Below are 15,590 nucleotides of genomic sequence, written 5' to 3'. Positions count from 1 at the left end.
AGCTGACCCATCAATAGCTTTTTTATTAAGTAAAGAATAAAACAGAGAAGTACATAAAACCTGCACCTAACATAACAAACAAATGCCAAACAACATGCATATAGCGGATAGAATTCAAACTATAAAAGAATGCGCCTATCGTGTAAGAAAGGCCGCCTGCCACCATCAAAATAACACCAGTCATTCCAAGAGAATGATAAAGAGGAACAGCAGCCACGACACAGAGCCACCCCATAAAAATATAGATGATCGTAGATACTTTTGATACTCTCTCGCGTTTATGCAACGTCAACGCTTTATATATAATGCCAAGAATCGCAAACAACCAGATCAATACAAATAAAGTCCAACCTAGCCATCCTCGGATACTCAGCAAACAAAAAGGAGTATAACTTCCTGCAATCAAAAGAAAAATCGAACTATGATCGAATACTTGGAACACCTTTTTTGCTTTTGTAAAAATCAATGAATGAAACAACGTAGACGTTAAAAATAAAAGAATCATCATCGATCCATAGATAGCATAAGAGACAATATGGAGAGAGGAATGCAAGTGGGCACCCTTTATCAAAAGAATCACTAGTCCTGCGATACTCAATCCAGTCCCAATTCCATGGGTGATTGCATTAAACACTTCATTTAATATTTCATACGTTCGATTAAATTTCGTTTTTTCCATGAAAACGGCTCCTTTACTAGGTGTAATTAATGAAAAATCATTATTTGTCTGTTATACTAAAAATAGAAATTGTCTTACATGTAGTTTAACATGAATAAGGCATCTTGTTAAAGAAAGAGAGAGAAAATAATGACAAACGTAAAAATCGTAACAGATTCTTCATGTACGATGGAAAAAAACATACGCGACGCTTTAGGCATTCGTGTCATGCCGCTATCCATCATGATCGATGGAACAGTATATCCGGATGATGACCAATTAGACGGTGAAAGATTTATGGAAATGATGGCGAAAGCAAAAAATCTGCCAAAAACCAGCCAACCACCGATTGGAGAATTCATCTCAATGTATGATGAGTTAGGAGAAGACGGCAGTGAAGTGATTTCGATCCACATGACAAAAGGCTTGAGTGGAACAGTAGAAGCAGCAAGACAAGCTAGTAATTTAACAAAAACGAAAGTAACGGTTATCGACAGTGATACCACTGACCAAGGATTATCGTTTCAGGTAATTCGAGCAGCTGAATTAGCAAAAGAAGGTAAATCAGTAGAGGAAATCCTTGAAGAAGTCAAAAAAGTACAAGATCATACAAAATTATACATCGGAATTTCCACACTAGACAACTTGGTAAAAGGTGGAAGAATTAGCCGAACGACTGGTTTACTGTCTAGTGTTTTGAACATACGCGTGGTGATGAATTTCGCCCACTCTGAATTGATTCCTGTAACGAAGGGGCGAGGAAAGAAAACGTTTGACAAATGGTTCAATAATTTGAAAAACGAACTGAAAGAATTGCCAAATGTGCGGCAAATCGGCATCTCACATGCGGATGCAAAAGAATTGGCACAAGAATTCAAAGAAGGTCTGCAAGAATTGTTTCCTGATATGCATATCCCTGTACTGCATACGAATCCGGTTATTGCTACGCATACTGGGAAAGACGCGTTTGCAATCATGTATTACGTAGACTAGTCAAAAAGAGGATAAGCCCTCAGCCTGCAAGGCTTTTAGCTTATTCTCTTTTTCTTTGTAAAAATAGGAAAATTATTATTTTCTTTTTTCATAAAGACTACCTTTTTGATAAAATTTTTGATAACATTAGACCAATCGAATACAAGAGGTGAAAAGATGAAATTAACGAAACGACATTTGATCCTCGTTTTGTTCCCATTATTAATTGCGATCATCATCTATGCAGGTCTAGCTGCTTCCATACCGAAAGCTGGCCCTCTAATGAAACCAGTAACTACTGTGAGAGAAGATCCAAATAAAAAAGAAAAACTTCACTACATAGCTATCGGAGATTCGCTGACTGAAGGAGTAGGAGATCAAACCAAACAAGGAGGCTTCGTTCCCCTTGTCGCAAATGATCTAAAAGACCGTTATAATTTGACTGCGGTTGAAACAGAAAATTATGGTGTAAATGGTGAACGAAGTGACCAGATCTTAAAGCGAGTAAAAACAAAAGAAGAAATTCGAAACAATATCAAAACAGCTGATTTTATCACGCTGACTGTTGGCGGAAATGATTTGATGAAAGTTATCCAAAATAATTTGTTCGGGTTAACGGTCAATTCCTTTAAAAAACCGCTGAAAAACTATCAGGAAAATGTCACAGAACTATTGGAAGAATTTCGATCCCTCAATAAAACCGCGCCAATTTATATTTTAGGCATCTACAATCCATTTTATTTGAACTTTCCTGAAATCACTGACATGCAGACCATCGTTAATAATTGGAACAAAGGAACAGAAACGGTAACGAAAAAAATGCCGAACTGCTACTTTATCCCAATCAACGATTTGCTTTATCAAGGATTGAATCAGGAAGTAGGTGTCACGGAAGAAGGCACAGATCAAACAACTAGCACGACAGAAAATCTAAATGGTATCAAAAACAATGTGCTTTACGAAGAAGATCATTTCCATCCGAATAATTTAGGTTATCAATTGATGGCAAATGCAGTGAGAGATCAGCTGATCGAGACACAAAACCAATGGCTAGAGAAGGAGGACGATCAATAAATATGAAAACAAGATCTGGAGCAACTTCAAACAAAGCAAAGAAAACGAATTACTGGAAAGTCGCCTTTCTTATCCTTCTTGGGGTAGTACTCGGTTCGACAGTATTTTTAGGTAGCCGTATTTTTGCTAATCGGGAACCAGAACTCCCAGAAATACCTGCCCTCACGGAAAGGCAAGGCGATCCTGTCCTCACGATCAATTCAAATAAAGAAAAAGTCAATCAAATCATTAGTTTTTTCCTTAGTGAGTATCAAAAAGATAGTGATATCGAATATAAATTCTATTTGGAAAATGAAGCACTGCTCAATGGTACTTTCGAAGTATTAGGTTTTCCTATCAATTTCTATTTATATTTTGATCCTTATGTGATGGAAAATGGAAATGTCCAACTAAAAGCTAGAAGTCTTTCTATTGGAACATTAAGTTTGCCAATCAAAGATGTGATGAATATGATCAAGAGAAACTATAAATTGCCAGATTGGATCGAAGTTAATACAGATGATTTGACTATCATGCTTAGATTGGATCAATTCCGAATGCAAAACGGGATGTATATTAAAGCAGATAAAATCGACTTAGTAAATGATGACATCCGATTTAGTCTATATTTGCCAAAAGATACCTCTGATGCTTCAAACAACTCAAATACAAACAAAACTAGCAACAGCAGTACTGAAAGCAAAACAAAAGAGAACAATAAAACATCAAATGAGTAGTATTAGAGGAGGAATAATAATGGAACGAGCAATATTTGCAGGAGGCTGCTTCTGGTGTATGATCCAACCTTTCGATACGCTTCCTGGTATTCATACAGTGATGTCAGGATATACTGGAGGACACGTACCAGATCCAACTTATGAACAAGTAAAAAGCCAAACGACTGGACATACGGAAGCAGTGGAGATTATCTATGATCCAACATTGATTTCATATGAACAGTTAGTAGAACTTTACTGGCAGCAAACGGATCCGACTGATGCTTTTGGACAATTTGAGGATCGCGGCGACAATTACCGTCCGGTCATCTTTTATTTGACAGAAGAACAACGGATCATTGCTGAAAAAAGTAAGAAACAGCTAGCTGAAAGTGGACGTTTCGAACAGCCAATCGTTACGAAAATCGAACCAGCCCAACCATTTTATCTAGCAGAAGAAGACCATCAAGAGTATTATAAAAAGCATCCTGAAAATTTTAAAAGAAACCATGCACGCCGGGCTGCCTTTATTGAAGAAAATTGGAGGAACGAAGGGTGAATCGAAGCTTTTTTCACTATTTAATGACACTGCGAGGCGGTGGTGTACACGATACTTTATCTATTTTTGCTACAGAAGCCGGTAAAGATATCCAATTCCCTAAGCACAGCTCTAGCTACGAAGAAATTTCTAGTTATCTAGAATTGAATGTCGACTATTTGCCATCCATGGATATTTTTGACGAAGCCTGGGAAAAATATTTAGAGAACAATCATGACTTATAAAAATTGGCTTTCCATTTATGATCCAAGCGCTTTTTGTCCAACAGTTTGATAGAAAGAATTATTTTTATTTCAGCTATCTAGTCGCATTTTTTTGCTATTTTTCTTATAATAAAGAAAGAATGAAAAAACAAGGGATGGATTGATAGAGATTGACAAAAAAACAACGCTATATTGATCGCTTCTGGCTTATATTCAAATACTTACTTGTTTCTGTATTCATTGCGTTCATGTTGCGGGGATTTTTGTTCATCCCTGTACCAGTAGAAGGCAATTCAATGGAAAATGTCTTGAAACAAGGCGACATGGTTGTGATGGAAAAATTTTCGGAGATCAGACGATTTGATATTGTTGTTTTTCAATTAGCAGATGGGACGATTTATATCAAACGAGTAATCGGGCTTCCAGGAGAAAATGTTAGCTACCAAAATGATCAATTGAAGATCAATGGAAAAGTAGTGAAGGAGCCTTATCTAACTAAAAACATGAAGTCAGATCATGCAAATGCGTCCTATACGACGGACTTCACACTACAAGAACTGACGGGACAATCGAAGCTTCCCGAAGATAGTTACTTTGTACTTGGAGATAATCGAAGAGTTTCAAAAGATAGCCGCTCATTTGGTACGATCAATAAAACGGATATTTTAGGTAAAGCAAGATTCGTGTATTATCCGCTTGATGAAATAAAATGGATCCAGTGAGAAATAATAAAGAGGTTGTGACCATTCTTTTGTCACAACCTCTTTATCGTTTGGTCCAAAATCAGCATATTACCTTAGTACATAAAATCAAACAGCTCGTTTAAACATTTTTCTAGCCTCTAAAGCTTTGATAAATGAATAAACGACTGTTACTTGAATAGGAATCTGGATCATATTCCTGATAACCCTACCTAGAAAAATCACTTTGAAATCTGCACCAAATAAAACAGACATCAGCCAAGAATTGATAAAAAGGCTAACTGGAATCATAATCAATAGTTGGGCGGCGATGACGGAAAGCAGATTTATCTTTTTATGATATAAAAATAAGCCATTGATAAACCCACCAAGGAATGCTGTGATAAGAAAAGCAGCTTGAAACGTATCTGAACCAAATATTGTGAAATTCAAAGTGTTCGACAACATTTCAAGCAAACCAGCCCAGATCGGCCCATATAGATAACCCATAAGCGCCATACTTAAAAATCCGAATGTGACTTGAAAATAAGCAGGACCAATCGCTATCTTGTATAAGATGACATCAAGGCCTAATAAAAGGGCAGAGGTCGATAACAATCTTGCATTCATTTCAGGCAATCTAAAAACGTCTTTTGCAATCAAAGTGTTCAAAATATTCTCTCCTTTGTCAGTTAATAAGAAAAGGATACCATAAAATCGCCAATGTGTCATGACACATTGGCGATTTACACAAGTAACCATCCAACGACTAATAAAAGGAGAAGAAGACTGCTTTTATAAACTGTAAAAAAGGCAATTGTACGATCGAAAAAAATAGAGGTGGAGAATACTTATCGTATCACCCATCTCTATTTTTTTTGTTACAAAAACGTCAGTTTCGTTATCTGCTTACATCTTCATCCATACGGGTTCTAATGTGTTTCCATCCAAATCTTGGACTTCTAATGAAAACATTTTTTCTTCAGGTATTCCCATATCGACTTCGTGGAAAGTACCACCATTTTCTTTTGCAATTTGAGCGAATTTTTTTACTTTGTCCGCGTTGTCCATGCTAAACGAAATCAAAGCACCACTTGTTTTTTTATTATCGGCTATTTCTTTATCTTTTATAAATTTTTTATAAAAATCATGAGAGAGGAGCATCACCCAAAAAGTGTCATCCCACACCATTGAACTAGCTTCTTCAGTAGAGAATTCTTCATTTTTTTTAAACCCAAGCTTTTCATAAAAAGCAACGGAACGATTGACATCGGCAACAGGAAAATTAACAAAAACCATACTATTCATTTGTTTCGTCTCCTTTCTGCTTTGTTCGTCTATCATCTCTTATTTAGGAAACGCTGTCAAAAAATCAGGCTCGTATACAGAAATCAAAATAAAAAATTTACATCATCAAAAAAGAGAAGATGTGATAGAATGAGGACTGGTTCACTTTCACTTAACTAATAGATAGGATTTTTTTATAATAGAAAAAGTGAATATGTATTGAAAAATAAAAAACAAGTAAAGTTGGAGAATATTCCGATATGAAAGGAATGGAGAGAACAATGACCATCCAATGGTTTCCAGGACACATGGCAAAAGCCCGACGAGAAGTTTCTGAAAAAATGAAATATGTGGACATCGTATTTGAATTGGTAGATGCACGTTTACCTTTATCTTCTCGTAATCCAATGCTAGATCAGATCATTCAGCAAAAGCCTCGGCTTGTTTTGTTGAATAAAGCGGATCTGGCAGATCCACAACAGACAAAGCTGTGGCAAGAATATTTTCGTAAGCAAGGCCACCTTGCGTTAGCTATCACGGCACAAGAAAGTAAAGGAATCAAAGGGCTAGTACCTGCAGCTAAAGAAGCGTTGAAAGAAAAACGAGCAAGAGACGCTGCTCGTGGGATCAAGCCTCGCGCTATTCGGGCAATGGTGTTGGGTATTCCGAATGTTGGAAAGTCTACGTTGATGAATCGACTAGTAGGCAAAAAAATTGCTCAGACAGGAAATAAACCAGGTGTAACAAAAGGTCAGCAGTGGCTTCGTTTGGGTAACGAGTTGGAATTGTTAGACACACCAGGGATTTTATGGCCTAAATTTGAAGATGAAGAAATCGGCAAAAAACTAGCGCTGACAGGCGCCATCAAAGACCAACTTGTCCATTTAGATGATTTGGCGATTTACGGATTGGACTTTTTTGCCCGATATTATTCAGGAAGAATCAGCGATCGTTATGGTTTGCCAATCGAGCAAGAAGAAAAATTGGCACCGGAATTGCTGATGGATATCACAGCAAAACGTGGGTATAAAGAAGACTATGATCGCGGCAGCGAACTAGTCGTGCATGATATCCGTCAAGGAAAACTTGGTCGATACACATTGGATCGTTGCGAAGAAATGGAGCAAAAAAGCGATGACTGAATCCATCCAAAGTATCAAAGAACGATTGAAAAGCATACAGAGAATAGATGATCCTACACTAGAATCATTGAGAAACGATCCACGCAAAGGCGTACAGCAAGCGCTAGTTTCTTTTGAACGACGATTGAAAAAAGAGGCATTGATCAAGGAAAAATATGAAGAAATGTTTTGCTTTGAAAAACAAGGGTACGCACAAGGTCACCAATGGATTGCCGGCATTGATGAAGTAGGAAGAGGACCGTTAGCTGGACCTGTCGTGGCAGCTGCAGTTATCTTGCCGAAAAATGAGATCATATTAGGGCTGAATGATTCAAAACAGTTATCAGAGAAAAAACGAGAACTTCTTTCTCAACAAATTCAAGAAAAAGCTTTGGCCATCGGGATCGGAATCATTGATCAGCAGGCAATCGATGAAGTGAATATTTATGAAGCAAGTAAATTGGCGATGATCCAAGCAGTAGAAAACTTGTCTATTGCACCAAGCTATTTGTTGATCGATGCGATGACCTTGGATTTGCCTATACAGCAGGAAAAAATAATCAAAGGGGATGCACGATCTGTGTCGATTGCGGCTGCAAGTATCATTGCTAAAGTATATCGAGACCAATTGATGAAAGAATATGACGTGCTTTATCCTGGGTATGGTTTCTCGCATAATGCAGGCTATGGAACAAAGGAACACTTAGAAGGACTTGAAAGACAAGGGATTACGCCAATCCATCGCAAAAGTTTTGCACCTGTAAAAAAATATTTACAATAAAAAACAGCCGCTTTTACGTATCTTATTAGAAAGAGAGACGAAAGGCGGTTTTATGATGTATCAAATAGAAGAGAATTTATTGAAACTTGCTTATGCAAAAGGAATCAGTAGCCAAGGGAAATGGGCACTTGCTAACTGGATGATGCAGTATCCTTACAAAGAAATTGGATTTGAAGACATCGTTAAGATAGGAAAAATCACCGCACATCGGGAGCTGTTCCGTACAAGTTGGCAAGAAATTCACAATAATTGGGACAATATCCAATCGAAACAGTCGTTTGTTACTTGCTTTGATCCCAACTATCCCCCTCAGTTGCTTCACTTGACCTATCCGCCAATTGTCCTGTTTTACAGTGGTGACTTGTCTTTACTTTCTTGTAATATGTTGAGCGTTGTTGGTGGAAGACGTACTTCTGCTTTAGCCAAAAAAACAGTGTATTATTTACTAAAACCAGTGGTAGAAGCTGGATATGTGATCGTCAGCGGCTGCGCGAAAGGGATAGATACCTACAGTCACCAAGCAGCAATCTCTCATGGTGGACGGACAATCGCGGTCATTGGAACAGGGATAGAGCAAGTTTATCCTGCTGAAAATCGTGACCTGCAAGAGGTGATTGCAAATGATCATCTTCTTTTGAGTGAATATCCTCCTCAATCCGGCCCGAAAAAGCATCGTTTTCCAATGAGAAATCGTATTATCGCAGCTTTGTCTAAAGGAACATGTGTCTTTGAAGCCAAGAAAAAAAGCGGCTCTCTGATAACAGCACAGCAAGCATTGGATCTTGGAAGAACAGTTTTTTCTGTTCCAGGAAATATTTTAACAGAACATTCTACCGGATGTCATCATTTGATCCAAGACGGTGCAGTTTGCACGGTTTCGGGTGAAGATATCTTGGCAGAATTTAAAGAATAACACCATACTTTTCATTTGCTTTTCTTGACAAACGTTTTCTGAATGGATATGATTAGCTACGATTTGTATGAATCCTCTTTTAATAGTAGGAACACGACAATGGAAAGGAGTCCATTCAGTAATGGCGTATAAATATTTAGTGATTGTAGAATCACCTGCAAAAGCCAAGACGATTGAGAAATATCTTGGACGAAACTATAAAGTAATGGCCAGTGTTGGCCATATAAGAGATTTACCGAAAAGTAAAATGGGTATCGATTTTGAAAACAATTATGAACCCCATTATATTTCTATACGCGGAAAAGGCGATGTCATCAAAAGCCTGAAAGCCGCAGCAAAAAAAGCTCAAAAAGTTTACTTGGCAAGTGACCCGGATAGAGAAGGAGAAGCGATTGCTTGGCATTTAGCGTACCTACTTGGGTTGGATCTGAAAGAAAAAAATCGGGTGGTCTTCAATGAAATCACAAAAGATGCAGTCAAAGCAGCCTTTAAGGAACCAAGAACGATCGATGTAGATTTAGTAGATGCACAGCAAGCACGTCGTACCTTAGACAGAATCGTTGGTTATTCGATCAGCCCTATTCTTTGGCGCAAAGTCAAGAAAGGGTTAAGTGCAGGACGTGTCCAATCTGTCGCTTTAAAAATTATTATTGACCGTGAAAAAGAGATCCGAGAATTTGTTCCAGAAGAATATTGGAGCATCGACGGTAATTTTAAAAAAGCTCGCAAGAAATTCAAAGCAAATTTCTGGGGAATCGACGGTAAGAAAAAGAAATTACCAGATGCACAAAGTGTAAAAGAAGTCACTGCTAGAATTGATGGAACAGACTTCGAAGTTAAAAAAGTAGAAAAGAAAGAGCGCAAAAGAAACCCTGCGAATCCTTTCACTACAAGTAGCCTGCAACAGGAAGCTGCCCGTAAATTAAACTTTCGAACAAGAAAAACCATGATGGTAGCACAACAATTATATGAAGGAATCACTTTGGGTAAACAAGGAACAGTCGGCTTGATTACATACATGCGTACTGATTCTACCCGGATTGCCGATACAGCAAAAGCAGAGGCCGCAGCATTTATTGAAGATACGTATGGAAAAGAATTTTCTAGACATGATCACCGAAAGATCAAAAATGCTCAAGGCGCACAAGATGCCCATGAAGCTGTGCGTCCAACGAGTGTGCTTCGTACACCAGAAGAACTCAAACAATATTTAGATAAAGATCAATTGAAACTTTATACATTGATCTGGTCACGTTTTGTGGCTAGTCAGATGACGCCGGCTATTTTAGATACAATGAAAGTAACATTAGAACAAAATGGTGTGATCTTCATTGCGAACGGTTCAAAAATCAAATTCAAAGGATTCATGCAAGTGTATGTGGAAGGTAGAGACGACGGCAAAGAAGAGAAAGAAAATATTCTTCCAGAACTTGAAGAAGGCGATGTCGTCCAATCTGTTGATATTGAACCAAAACAGCATTTTACTCAACCACCTGCACGTTTCAGTGAGGCTACGTTGATTCGTGCACTAGAAGAAAACGGGGTAGGGCGACCTTCCACTTATGCACCAACACTTGATACGATCCAAAGACGCTACTATGTAAAATTGACACAAAAAAGATTTGAGCCGACAGAATTAGGAGAGATTGTCAATTCGCTGATCTGTGAATTCTTCCCTCAAATCGTCGATATCCATTTCACAGCAGAAATGGAAGGAGATTTGGATAAAATCGAAGAAGGCACGGAAGCGTGGGTCAAAGTAGTCGATCGTTTCTATAAACCGTTTGAAAAAGAACTGACGAATGCGGAAGAAAAAATCGAAAAAATCCAAATCAAAGATGAACCAGCAGGATTCGATTGTGATGTCTGTGGACATCCGATGGTGATAAAATTAGGGAAATACGGGAAGTTTTATGCTTGTAGCAATTTTCCTGATTGTCGGAATACCAAACCGATCGTAAAAGAAATCGGTGTGACTTGTCCAGTATGTCATGAAGGGCAAGTCATCGAACGAAAATCTAAGAAAAACAGACTGTTCTACGGTTGTTCTCGTTTCCCAGAATGTGAATTCACTTCTTGGGATAAACCAGTGGGCAGAAATTGTCCAAAATGTGACGGATATCTGGTCGAAAAGAAAGTCAAAGGTGGCAAACAAGTAGTCTGTGTAAATGGAGACTACGAAGAAGACATCCAAAAATAATAGAAAAGAGGTTCTTTCATTGAAAATGGTAAATGTTGTTGGAGCAGGACTTGCCGGAAGTGAAGCTGCTTGGCAGATCGCACAAGCAGGAGTACCTGTCCGTTTATATGAAATGCGTCCAGTCAAATCGACTGAGGCGCATCACACAAGTAATTTTGCTGAACTAGTATGTTCCAATTCACTAAGAGGAAACAGTTTGGCTAACGCAGTAGGATTATTGAAAGAAGAAATGCGACGATTGAATTCAGTAGTAATCACTTCGGCAGATGAAACAGCAGTGCCAGCTGGTGGTGCTTTAGCTGTTGACCGAGATTCTTTTTCTGAAACGATTACCCGAAAAGTCAAAGAGCATCCATTAGTAACAGTGATAAACGAAGAAATTACTGAAATACCAGAAGGAATCACCGTAGTAGCAACAGGACCGTTGACTTCTCATCCATTGGCAGAAAGCATCAAAGCATTCAATGGTTCAGATGGTTTTTATTTCTACGACGCAGCTGCACCGATCGTAGACAAAGCTACGATCGATATGGATAAAGTATATTTGAAGTCCCGCTATGACAAAGGAGAAGCAGCTTACTTGAACTGTCCGATGACAGAAGAGGAATTCAAAGCTTTCCATGAGGCACTAATCAATGCCGAAGTGGCAGAACTTAAATCTTTTGAAAAAGAAAAATATTTTGAAGGATGTATGCCAATCGAAGTAATGGCACAGCGTGGATTCAAAACAATGCTTTTTGGTCCTATGAAACCAGTTGGATTGGAAGATCCTAAAACTGGCAAACGCCCTTATGCTGTTATCCAGCTACGTCAAGACAATGCTGCAGCTTCTTTATACAACATCGTGGGCTTCCAAACTCACTTGAAATGGGGCGAGCAAAAACGTGTTTTCCGGATGATTCCTGGATTGGAAAATGCTGAATTCGTTCGCTATGGTGTTATGCACCGAAATAGCTTTATGAATTCGCCAGAATTACTGAAACCGACGTATCAATCAACGAAACGCGAAGATTTGTTCTTTGCAGGTCAGATGACTGGTGTAGAAGGCTATGTTGAAAGTGCAGCAAGCGGATTACTTGCTGGAATCAATGCCGCACGCTTAGCAAAAGAAATGGAACCAGTCGAGTTTCCACAAGAAACAGCTATTGGAAGCATGGCTTATTACATTACTCATGCGGAAGGAAAACATTTCCAACCAATGAATGCCAACTACGGTCTGTTTCCTGAATTGCCGGAACGCATTCGGGACAAAAAAGCAAGATATGAAGCAATTGCCCAACGCGCTTTAAAAGCTAATGAGACAATAAAAAAAGAATTAGAAAAAACAGCAGTCCCAAATGAGTGAGCAAACTCGATGAAGAGGGTGAGACGGATAGTCTCGCTCTTTTTCTTGCGTTTTTCTTAAGGATTTCTCAAACAAAATGTGGGGAATTGCATTAATTGTGAACAAACTTAGAAATATTGGTTAAATTCTGACAATTTATTTGTCTTTTTGTAGACGCTGTGCTAAATTATTCTCTGGGACAAAAGGAAGGTGAGAAAATGACGGAAGCCACGTGGGAACAAAAATTTTTGCGTTATTTGATTGTCGAAAGAGGATATTCAGAAAAAACGAAAGAAGCATATGAAGAAGATATTCTCCATTTTAAACATTTCTTGGAGGAATCTGGAGACGCTGATCTGCTGAAGGCGGAATACTTTACGGTTCGTGTCTATTTGAGTGCATTAGCTGATCATCGCCCCAGCTATAGCAGAAACTCTATCAGTCGCAAGATAGCTAGCCTACGTTCGTTTTATCAGTACCTTCTCAAAGAAGAAGTGATAAAAGAAAATCCATTTTCTTACGTTCATCTCAAAAAGAAAAATTTGAGATTGCCACGCTTTTTTTATGAAAATGAAATGCAAGCACTTTTTGACAGCGTAGCAGGAGATAGTCCTCTAGATTTGAGGAACCGCGCTTTGCTGGAAGTCCTTTACGGATCTGGTATCCGTTTAAGCGAGTGTAGCAATCTGTTGGTATCAGACATTGATTTTGATTCAGAGGTCATGTTGATTCATGGTAAAGGAAACAAGGAGAGATACGCGCCTCTAGGTTCTTTTGCCCAAGATGCTCTACAAGAATATTTTACAGAAGGCCGTCAGGTATTGATGACAAAATATCACGAAGAGCATGATATTGTTTTTGTGAATCATCATGGAAAACCAATCACGCCTACTGGTATTGAATATGTCTTGAATCAGATGATCAAAAAAAGCAGTTTGGATAGCGATATCCATCCCCACATGCTGCGCCATACATTCGCCACTCATTTATTAAATAATGGGGCAGATTTGCGGACAGTCCAAGAATTGTTAGGACATGCCAATTTATCAACTACCCAGATCTATGCCCATGTAACAAAAGAAAGTTTACAAAAAAACTATCGTTCATTCCATCCAAGAGCGTAAAATAAGGAAAAGAACAAATTTAGGAGGAAACAAACATGGTCGAATCACCATTTCATTCAACCACAATCTGTGCTGTCGAAAAAGACGGAAAATTTGCCATGGCTGGAGATGGCCAAGTAACAATGGGTGAATCTGTTGTCATGAAAGGCACAGCAAAGAAAGTACGACGTATCTACAATGGCGAAGTCGTTGTAGGTTTCGCCGGAAGTGTCGCAGATGCATTTACTTTAGAAGAAAAATTTGAAGGCAAACTGAACGAATACAATGGAAATCTGCAACGTGCAGCTGTTGAATTAGCTCAAGAATGGCGGACACAGCAATCTATGCAAAAACTTGAAGCGATGCTGATCGTAATGAATGAGAAAGAAATGCTTCTTGTTTCAGGTACAGGAGAAGTGATTACGCCAGATGATGGCATCTTAGCTATCGGATCAGGCGGGAATTTTGCGTTGGCCGCAGCCCGAGCAATGAAAAATTATGCTCAAAATGACATGAGTGCGAAAGAAATTGCAGAAAATGCGTTAAATATTGCCGCAGACATCTGTATCTTTACTAATCATAATATTATCGTAGAAGAACTGTAAGAGGTGAGTAAATATGTATGAATTGAAACAAACACCAAGACAAATCGTAAGTGAATTAGACGAGTACATCGTAGGACAGCATGCAGCAAAAAAATCTGTTGCCGTCGCTTTGCGTAACCGCTACCGCCGTTTGCAGTTAGATGAAAAAATGCAACAAGATATTACACCCAAAAATATGCTGATGATCGGACCTACAGGGGTCGGTAAAACAGAAATCGCGCGACGTTTGGCCAAAATCGTCAATGCACCATTTGTCAAAGTCGAAGCAACAAAATTTACTGAAGTCGGTTATGTCGGAAGAGATGTAGAATCAATGGTCCGGGATTTAGTAGAAAATGCGATCCAAATCGTAGAAAAAGAGCAATACAGCCGTGTATACACAAGTGCTAAAAAAAATGCTGAAAAACGTTTGGTAAAAATCTTAGTGCCTGGTATAAAAAAAGAACAGAAACAATCCACTAATCAATTTGAACAAATGATGAATCTTTTTAATGCTAGTCAGCAAAACAACGCTGAACCACAAGAAGAAGTGACAGAAGATATTCGGATCAACCGCCGTACAGTTTTGGAACAACTACAAAAGGGATTACTGGACAATCGTGAAGTAACCATTGAAGTCGAAGATCAAAAGAAACCTGCACCAATGATGAACAATGGATTGGAGCAAATGGGGATCGACCTAAATGAAACGTTAGGTGCTTTAACACCGAAGAAAAAAGTGGAACGGACGGTAACGGTCAAAGAAGCTTTAGAGTTATTAATCAAAGAAGAATCAGCAAAACTAGTCAAGGATGCTGATATCCACAGCGAGGCAATCAAATTAGCAGAAGAAAGCGGGATTATCTTTATCGACGAAATCGATAAGATTACTTCTAAATCACAGCAATCTGGAGAAGTATCCAGAGAAGGCGTCCAAAGAGACATATTGCCAATTGTCGAAGGTTCACAAGTAAACACAAAATATGGGATCATCCAAACAGATCACGTCCTATTCATTGCTTCAGGAGCTTTCCATTTGTCTAAACCAAGTGATCTAATTCCAGAACTTCAAGGACGCTTCCCAATACGGGTAGAATTAGATGATTTGACAGCTGAAGATTTTGTGAAAATCCTGACTGAACCGAATAATGCTTTAATAAAACAATATGTAGCATTGATTGGTACAGAAAATGTGTCAGTTACATTTACAAAAGAAGCAATTGAACGGATCGCTCAAATTGCTTTCGATGTCAATCGTGACACAGATAATATCGGTGCACGTAGACTGCATACTATTTTGGAAAAACTATTAGAAGACCTATTATTTGAAGCACCAGATATGCAAATGGGTGAAATAACGATCACAGAAGCATACGTTGATGACAAACTTGGCTCAATTGCGGCAAATGAAGATTTAAGTCGCTATATTTTATAAA

17 protein-coding genes are annotated in these 15,590 nt (G+C 38.5%); 14 read left to right on the top strand and 3 right to left on the bottom strand.

Going from position 1 to position 15,590, the window contains the following annotated elements:
* Nucleotides 1–25 precede the first annotated feature (25 nt).
* A complete protein-coding gene (trhA, locus tag IGK53_RS07860) occupies nucleotides 26–679 on the bottom strand; it encodes a PAQR family membrane homeostasis protein TrhA (RefSeq protein ID WP_002290194.1) in 654 nt (217 codons plus the stop codon).
* A gap of 129 nt (nucleotides 680–808) precedes the next feature.
* Here trhA and IGK53_RS07855 point away from each other — a divergent pair, with 129 nt between their 5' ends.
* The 6 genes from IGK53_RS07855 (at nucleotide 809) to lepB (ending at nucleotide 4,883) form a co-directional block, all read left to right on the top strand.
* Entirely contained in the window at nucleotides 809–1,651 is an 843-nt protein-coding gene (locus IGK53_RS07855) for a DegV family protein (protein ID WP_002290196.1), read from the top strand.
* 156 nt (nucleotides 1,652–1,807) lie between these two features.
* Entirely contained in the window at nucleotides 1,808–2,704 is an 897-nt protein-coding gene (locus IGK53_RS07850; RefSeq protein ID WP_002288395.1) for an SGNH/GDSL hydrolase family protein, read from the top strand.
* A gap of 2 nt (nucleotides 2,705–2,706) precedes the next feature.
* Complete coding sequence (locus IGK53_RS07845) at nucleotides 2,707–3,420, top strand: YpmS family protein (protein WP_002290198.1); 714 nt, start codon at nucleotides 2,707–2,709, stop codon at nucleotides 3,418–3,420.
* Nucleotides 3,421–3,439: 19 nt separating this feature from the next.
* Nucleotides 3,440–3,958 (top strand): peptide-methionine (S)-S-oxide reductase MsrA, encoded by a 519-nt coding sequence (msrA, locus tag IGK53_RS07840; protein ID WP_002288397.1) that lies wholly within the window; start codon nucleotides 3,440–3,442, stop codon nucleotides 3,956–3,958.
* Nucleotides 3,955–4,182, top strand: coding sequence for a YozE family protein (locus IGK53_RS07835; protein ID WP_002290200.1), 228 nt, complete (start codon nucleotides 3,955–3,957; stop codon nucleotides 4,180–4,182). The genes msrA and IGK53_RS07835 overlap by 4 nt, the downstream gene beginning before the upstream one ends.
* Nucleotides 4,183–4,331: 149 nt before the next feature.
* Nucleotides 4,332–4,883, top strand: a complete 552-nt coding sequence (gene lepB, locus IGK53_RS07830; protein WP_002290203.1) for a signal peptidase I — start codon at nucleotides 4,332–4,334, stop codon at nucleotides 4,881–4,883.
* An 87-nt stretch (nucleotides 4,884–4,970) separates the two neighbouring features.
* Here lepB and IGK53_RS07825 read toward each other — a convergent pair whose 3' ends face one another.
* Together IGK53_RS07825 and IGK53_RS07820 are read right to left on the bottom strand one after the other, a co-directional pair.
* Nucleotides 4,971–5,513 (bottom strand): folate family ECF transporter S component, encoded by a 543-nt coding sequence (locus tag IGK53_RS07825; protein ID WP_002329101.1) that lies wholly within the window; start codon nucleotides 5,511–5,513, stop codon nucleotides 4,971–4,973.
* Nucleotides 5,514–5,750: 237 nt separating this feature from the next.
* Entirely contained in the window at nucleotides 5,751–6,149 is a 399-nt protein-coding gene (locus tag IGK53_RS07820) for a VOC family protein (RefSeq protein WP_002329102.1), read from the bottom strand.
* A 260-nt stretch (nucleotides 6,150–6,409) separates the two neighbouring features.
* Between IGK53_RS07820 and ylqF the strand changes: the two genes are divergently transcribed.
* From ylqF to hslU, 8 genes are all read left to right on the top strand, one after another.
* Nucleotides 6,410–7,270, top strand: coding sequence for a ribosome biogenesis GTPase YlqF (ylqF, locus tag IGK53_RS07815; RefSeq protein WP_002309567.1), 861 nt, complete (start codon nucleotides 6,410–6,412; stop codon nucleotides 7,268–7,270).
* A complete protein-coding gene (locus IGK53_RS07810) occupies nucleotides 7,263–8,030 on the top strand; it encodes a ribonuclease HII (protein ID WP_002290214.1) in 768 nt (255 codons plus the stop codon). Before ylqF ends, IGK53_RS07810 begins: the two co-directional genes overlap by 8 nt.
* Before the next feature lie 55 nt (nucleotides 8,031–8,085).
* The gene (gene dprA, locus IGK53_RS07805) at nucleotides 8,086–8,943 is read left to right on the top strand and encodes a DNA-processing protein DprA (protein ID WP_002329103.1); all 858 of its coding nucleotides are present in this window, start codon (nucleotides 8,086–8,088) and stop codon (nucleotides 8,941–8,943) included.
* A gap of 121 nt (nucleotides 8,944–9,064) precedes the next feature.
* Nucleotides 9,065–11,143, top strand: a complete 2,079-nt coding sequence (gene topA / locus IGK53_RS07800; protein ID WP_002290218.1) for a type I DNA topoisomerase — start codon at nucleotides 9,065–9,067, stop codon at nucleotides 11,141–11,143.
* The gene (gene trmFO / locus IGK53_RS07795; RefSeq protein ID WP_002372288.1) at nucleotides 11,112–12,488 is read left to right on the top strand and encodes an FADH(2)-oxidizing methylenetetrahydrofolate--tRNA-(uracil(54)-C(5))-methyltransferase TrmFO; all 1,377 of its coding nucleotides are present in this window, start codon (nucleotides 11,112–11,114) and stop codon (nucleotides 12,486–12,488) included. Before topA ends, trmFO begins: the two co-directional genes overlap by 32 nt.
* Before the next feature lie 197 nt (nucleotides 12,489–12,685).
* Nucleotides 12,686–13,591 carry a tyrosine recombinase XerC gene (gene xerC, locus IGK53_RS07790; RefSeq protein ID WP_002290220.1) on the top strand — a complete coding sequence of 302 codons (906 nt, stop codon included), beginning with the start codon at nucleotides 12,686–12,688 and terminating at the stop codon, nucleotides 13,589–13,591.
* 35 nt (nucleotides 13,592–13,626) lie between these two features.
* On the top strand, nucleotides 13,627–14,175 hold the full coding sequence (hslV, locus tag IGK53_RS07785) for an HslVU peptidase proteolytic subunit (protein WP_002290221.1): 549 nt from the start codon (nucleotides 13,627–13,629) through the stop codon (nucleotides 14,173–14,175).
* Nucleotides 14,176–14,188: 13 nt separating this feature from the next.
* Nucleotides 14,189–15,589: an ATP-dependent protease ATPase subunit HslU gene (gene hslU, locus IGK53_RS07780; RefSeq protein WP_002290222.1), complete on the top strand. Its 1,401-nt coding sequence runs from the start codon at nucleotides 14,189–14,191 to the stop codon at nucleotides 15,587–15,589.
* Nucleotide 15,590: the final 1 nt, after the last annotated feature.

The sequence above is a fragment of the Enterococcus sp. DIV1224 genome (genome assembly GCF_050555455.1).
Taxonomy (GTDB): domain Bacteria; phylum Bacillota; class Bacilli; order Lactobacillales; family Enterococcaceae; genus Enterococcus_B; species Enterococcus_B lactis.
The sequence above is the reverse complement of the archived record's forward strand: the minus strand, read 5'-3'. Positions and strand labels throughout refer to the sequence as shown.

Coding starts and splice junctions, on each gene's coding strand:
- IGK53_RS07855 (WP_002290196.1), top strand. CDS start 809: ATGACAAACGTAAAAATCGTAACAGATTCTTCATGTACGATGGAAAAA.
- msrA (WP_002288397.1), top strand. CDS start 3,440: ATGGAACGAGCAATATTTGCAGGAGGCTGCTTCTGGTGTATGATCCAA.
- hslU (WP_002290222.1), top strand. CDS start 14,189: ATGTATGAATTGAAACAAACACCAAGACAAATCGTAAGTGAATTAGAC.
- IGK53_RS07845 (WP_002290198.1), top strand. CDS start 2,707: ATGAAAACAAGATCTGGAGCAACTTCAAACAAAGCAAAGAAAACGAAT.
- hslV (WP_002290221.1), top strand. CDS start 13,627: ATGGTCGAATCACCATTTCATTCAACCACAATCTGTGCTGTCGAAAAA.
- xerC (WP_002290220.1), top strand. CDS start 12,686: ATGACGGAAGCCACGTGGGAACAAAAATTTTTGCGTTATTTGATTGTC.
- ylqF (WP_002309567.1), top strand. CDS start 6,410: ATGACCATCCAATGGTTTCCAGGACACATGGCAAAAGCCCGACGAGAA.
- IGK53_RS07850 (WP_002288395.1), top strand. CDS start 1,808: ATGAAATTAACGAAACGACATTTGATCCTCGTTTTGTTCCCATTATTA.
- trhA (WP_002290194.1), bottom strand. CDS start 679: ATGGAAAAAACGAAATTTAATCGAACGTATGAAATATTAAATGAAGTG.
- trmFO (WP_002372288.1), top strand. CDS start 11,112: ATGGAGACTACGAAGAAGACATCCAAAAATAATAGAAAAGAGGTTCTT.
- IGK53_RS07810 (WP_002290214.1), top strand. CDS start 7,263: ATGACTGAATCCATCCAAAGTATCAAAGAACGATTGAAAAGCATACAG.
- topA (WP_002290218.1), top strand. CDS start 9,065: ATGGCGTATAAATATTTAGTGATTGTAGAATCACCTGCAAAAGCCAAG.
- IGK53_RS07820 (WP_002329102.1), bottom strand. CDS start 6,149: ATGAATAGTATGGTTTTTGTTAATTTTCCTGTTGCCGATGTCAATCGT.
- dprA (WP_002329103.1), top strand. CDS start 8,086: ATGTATCAAATAGAAGAGAATTTATTGAAACTTGCTTATGCAAAAGGA.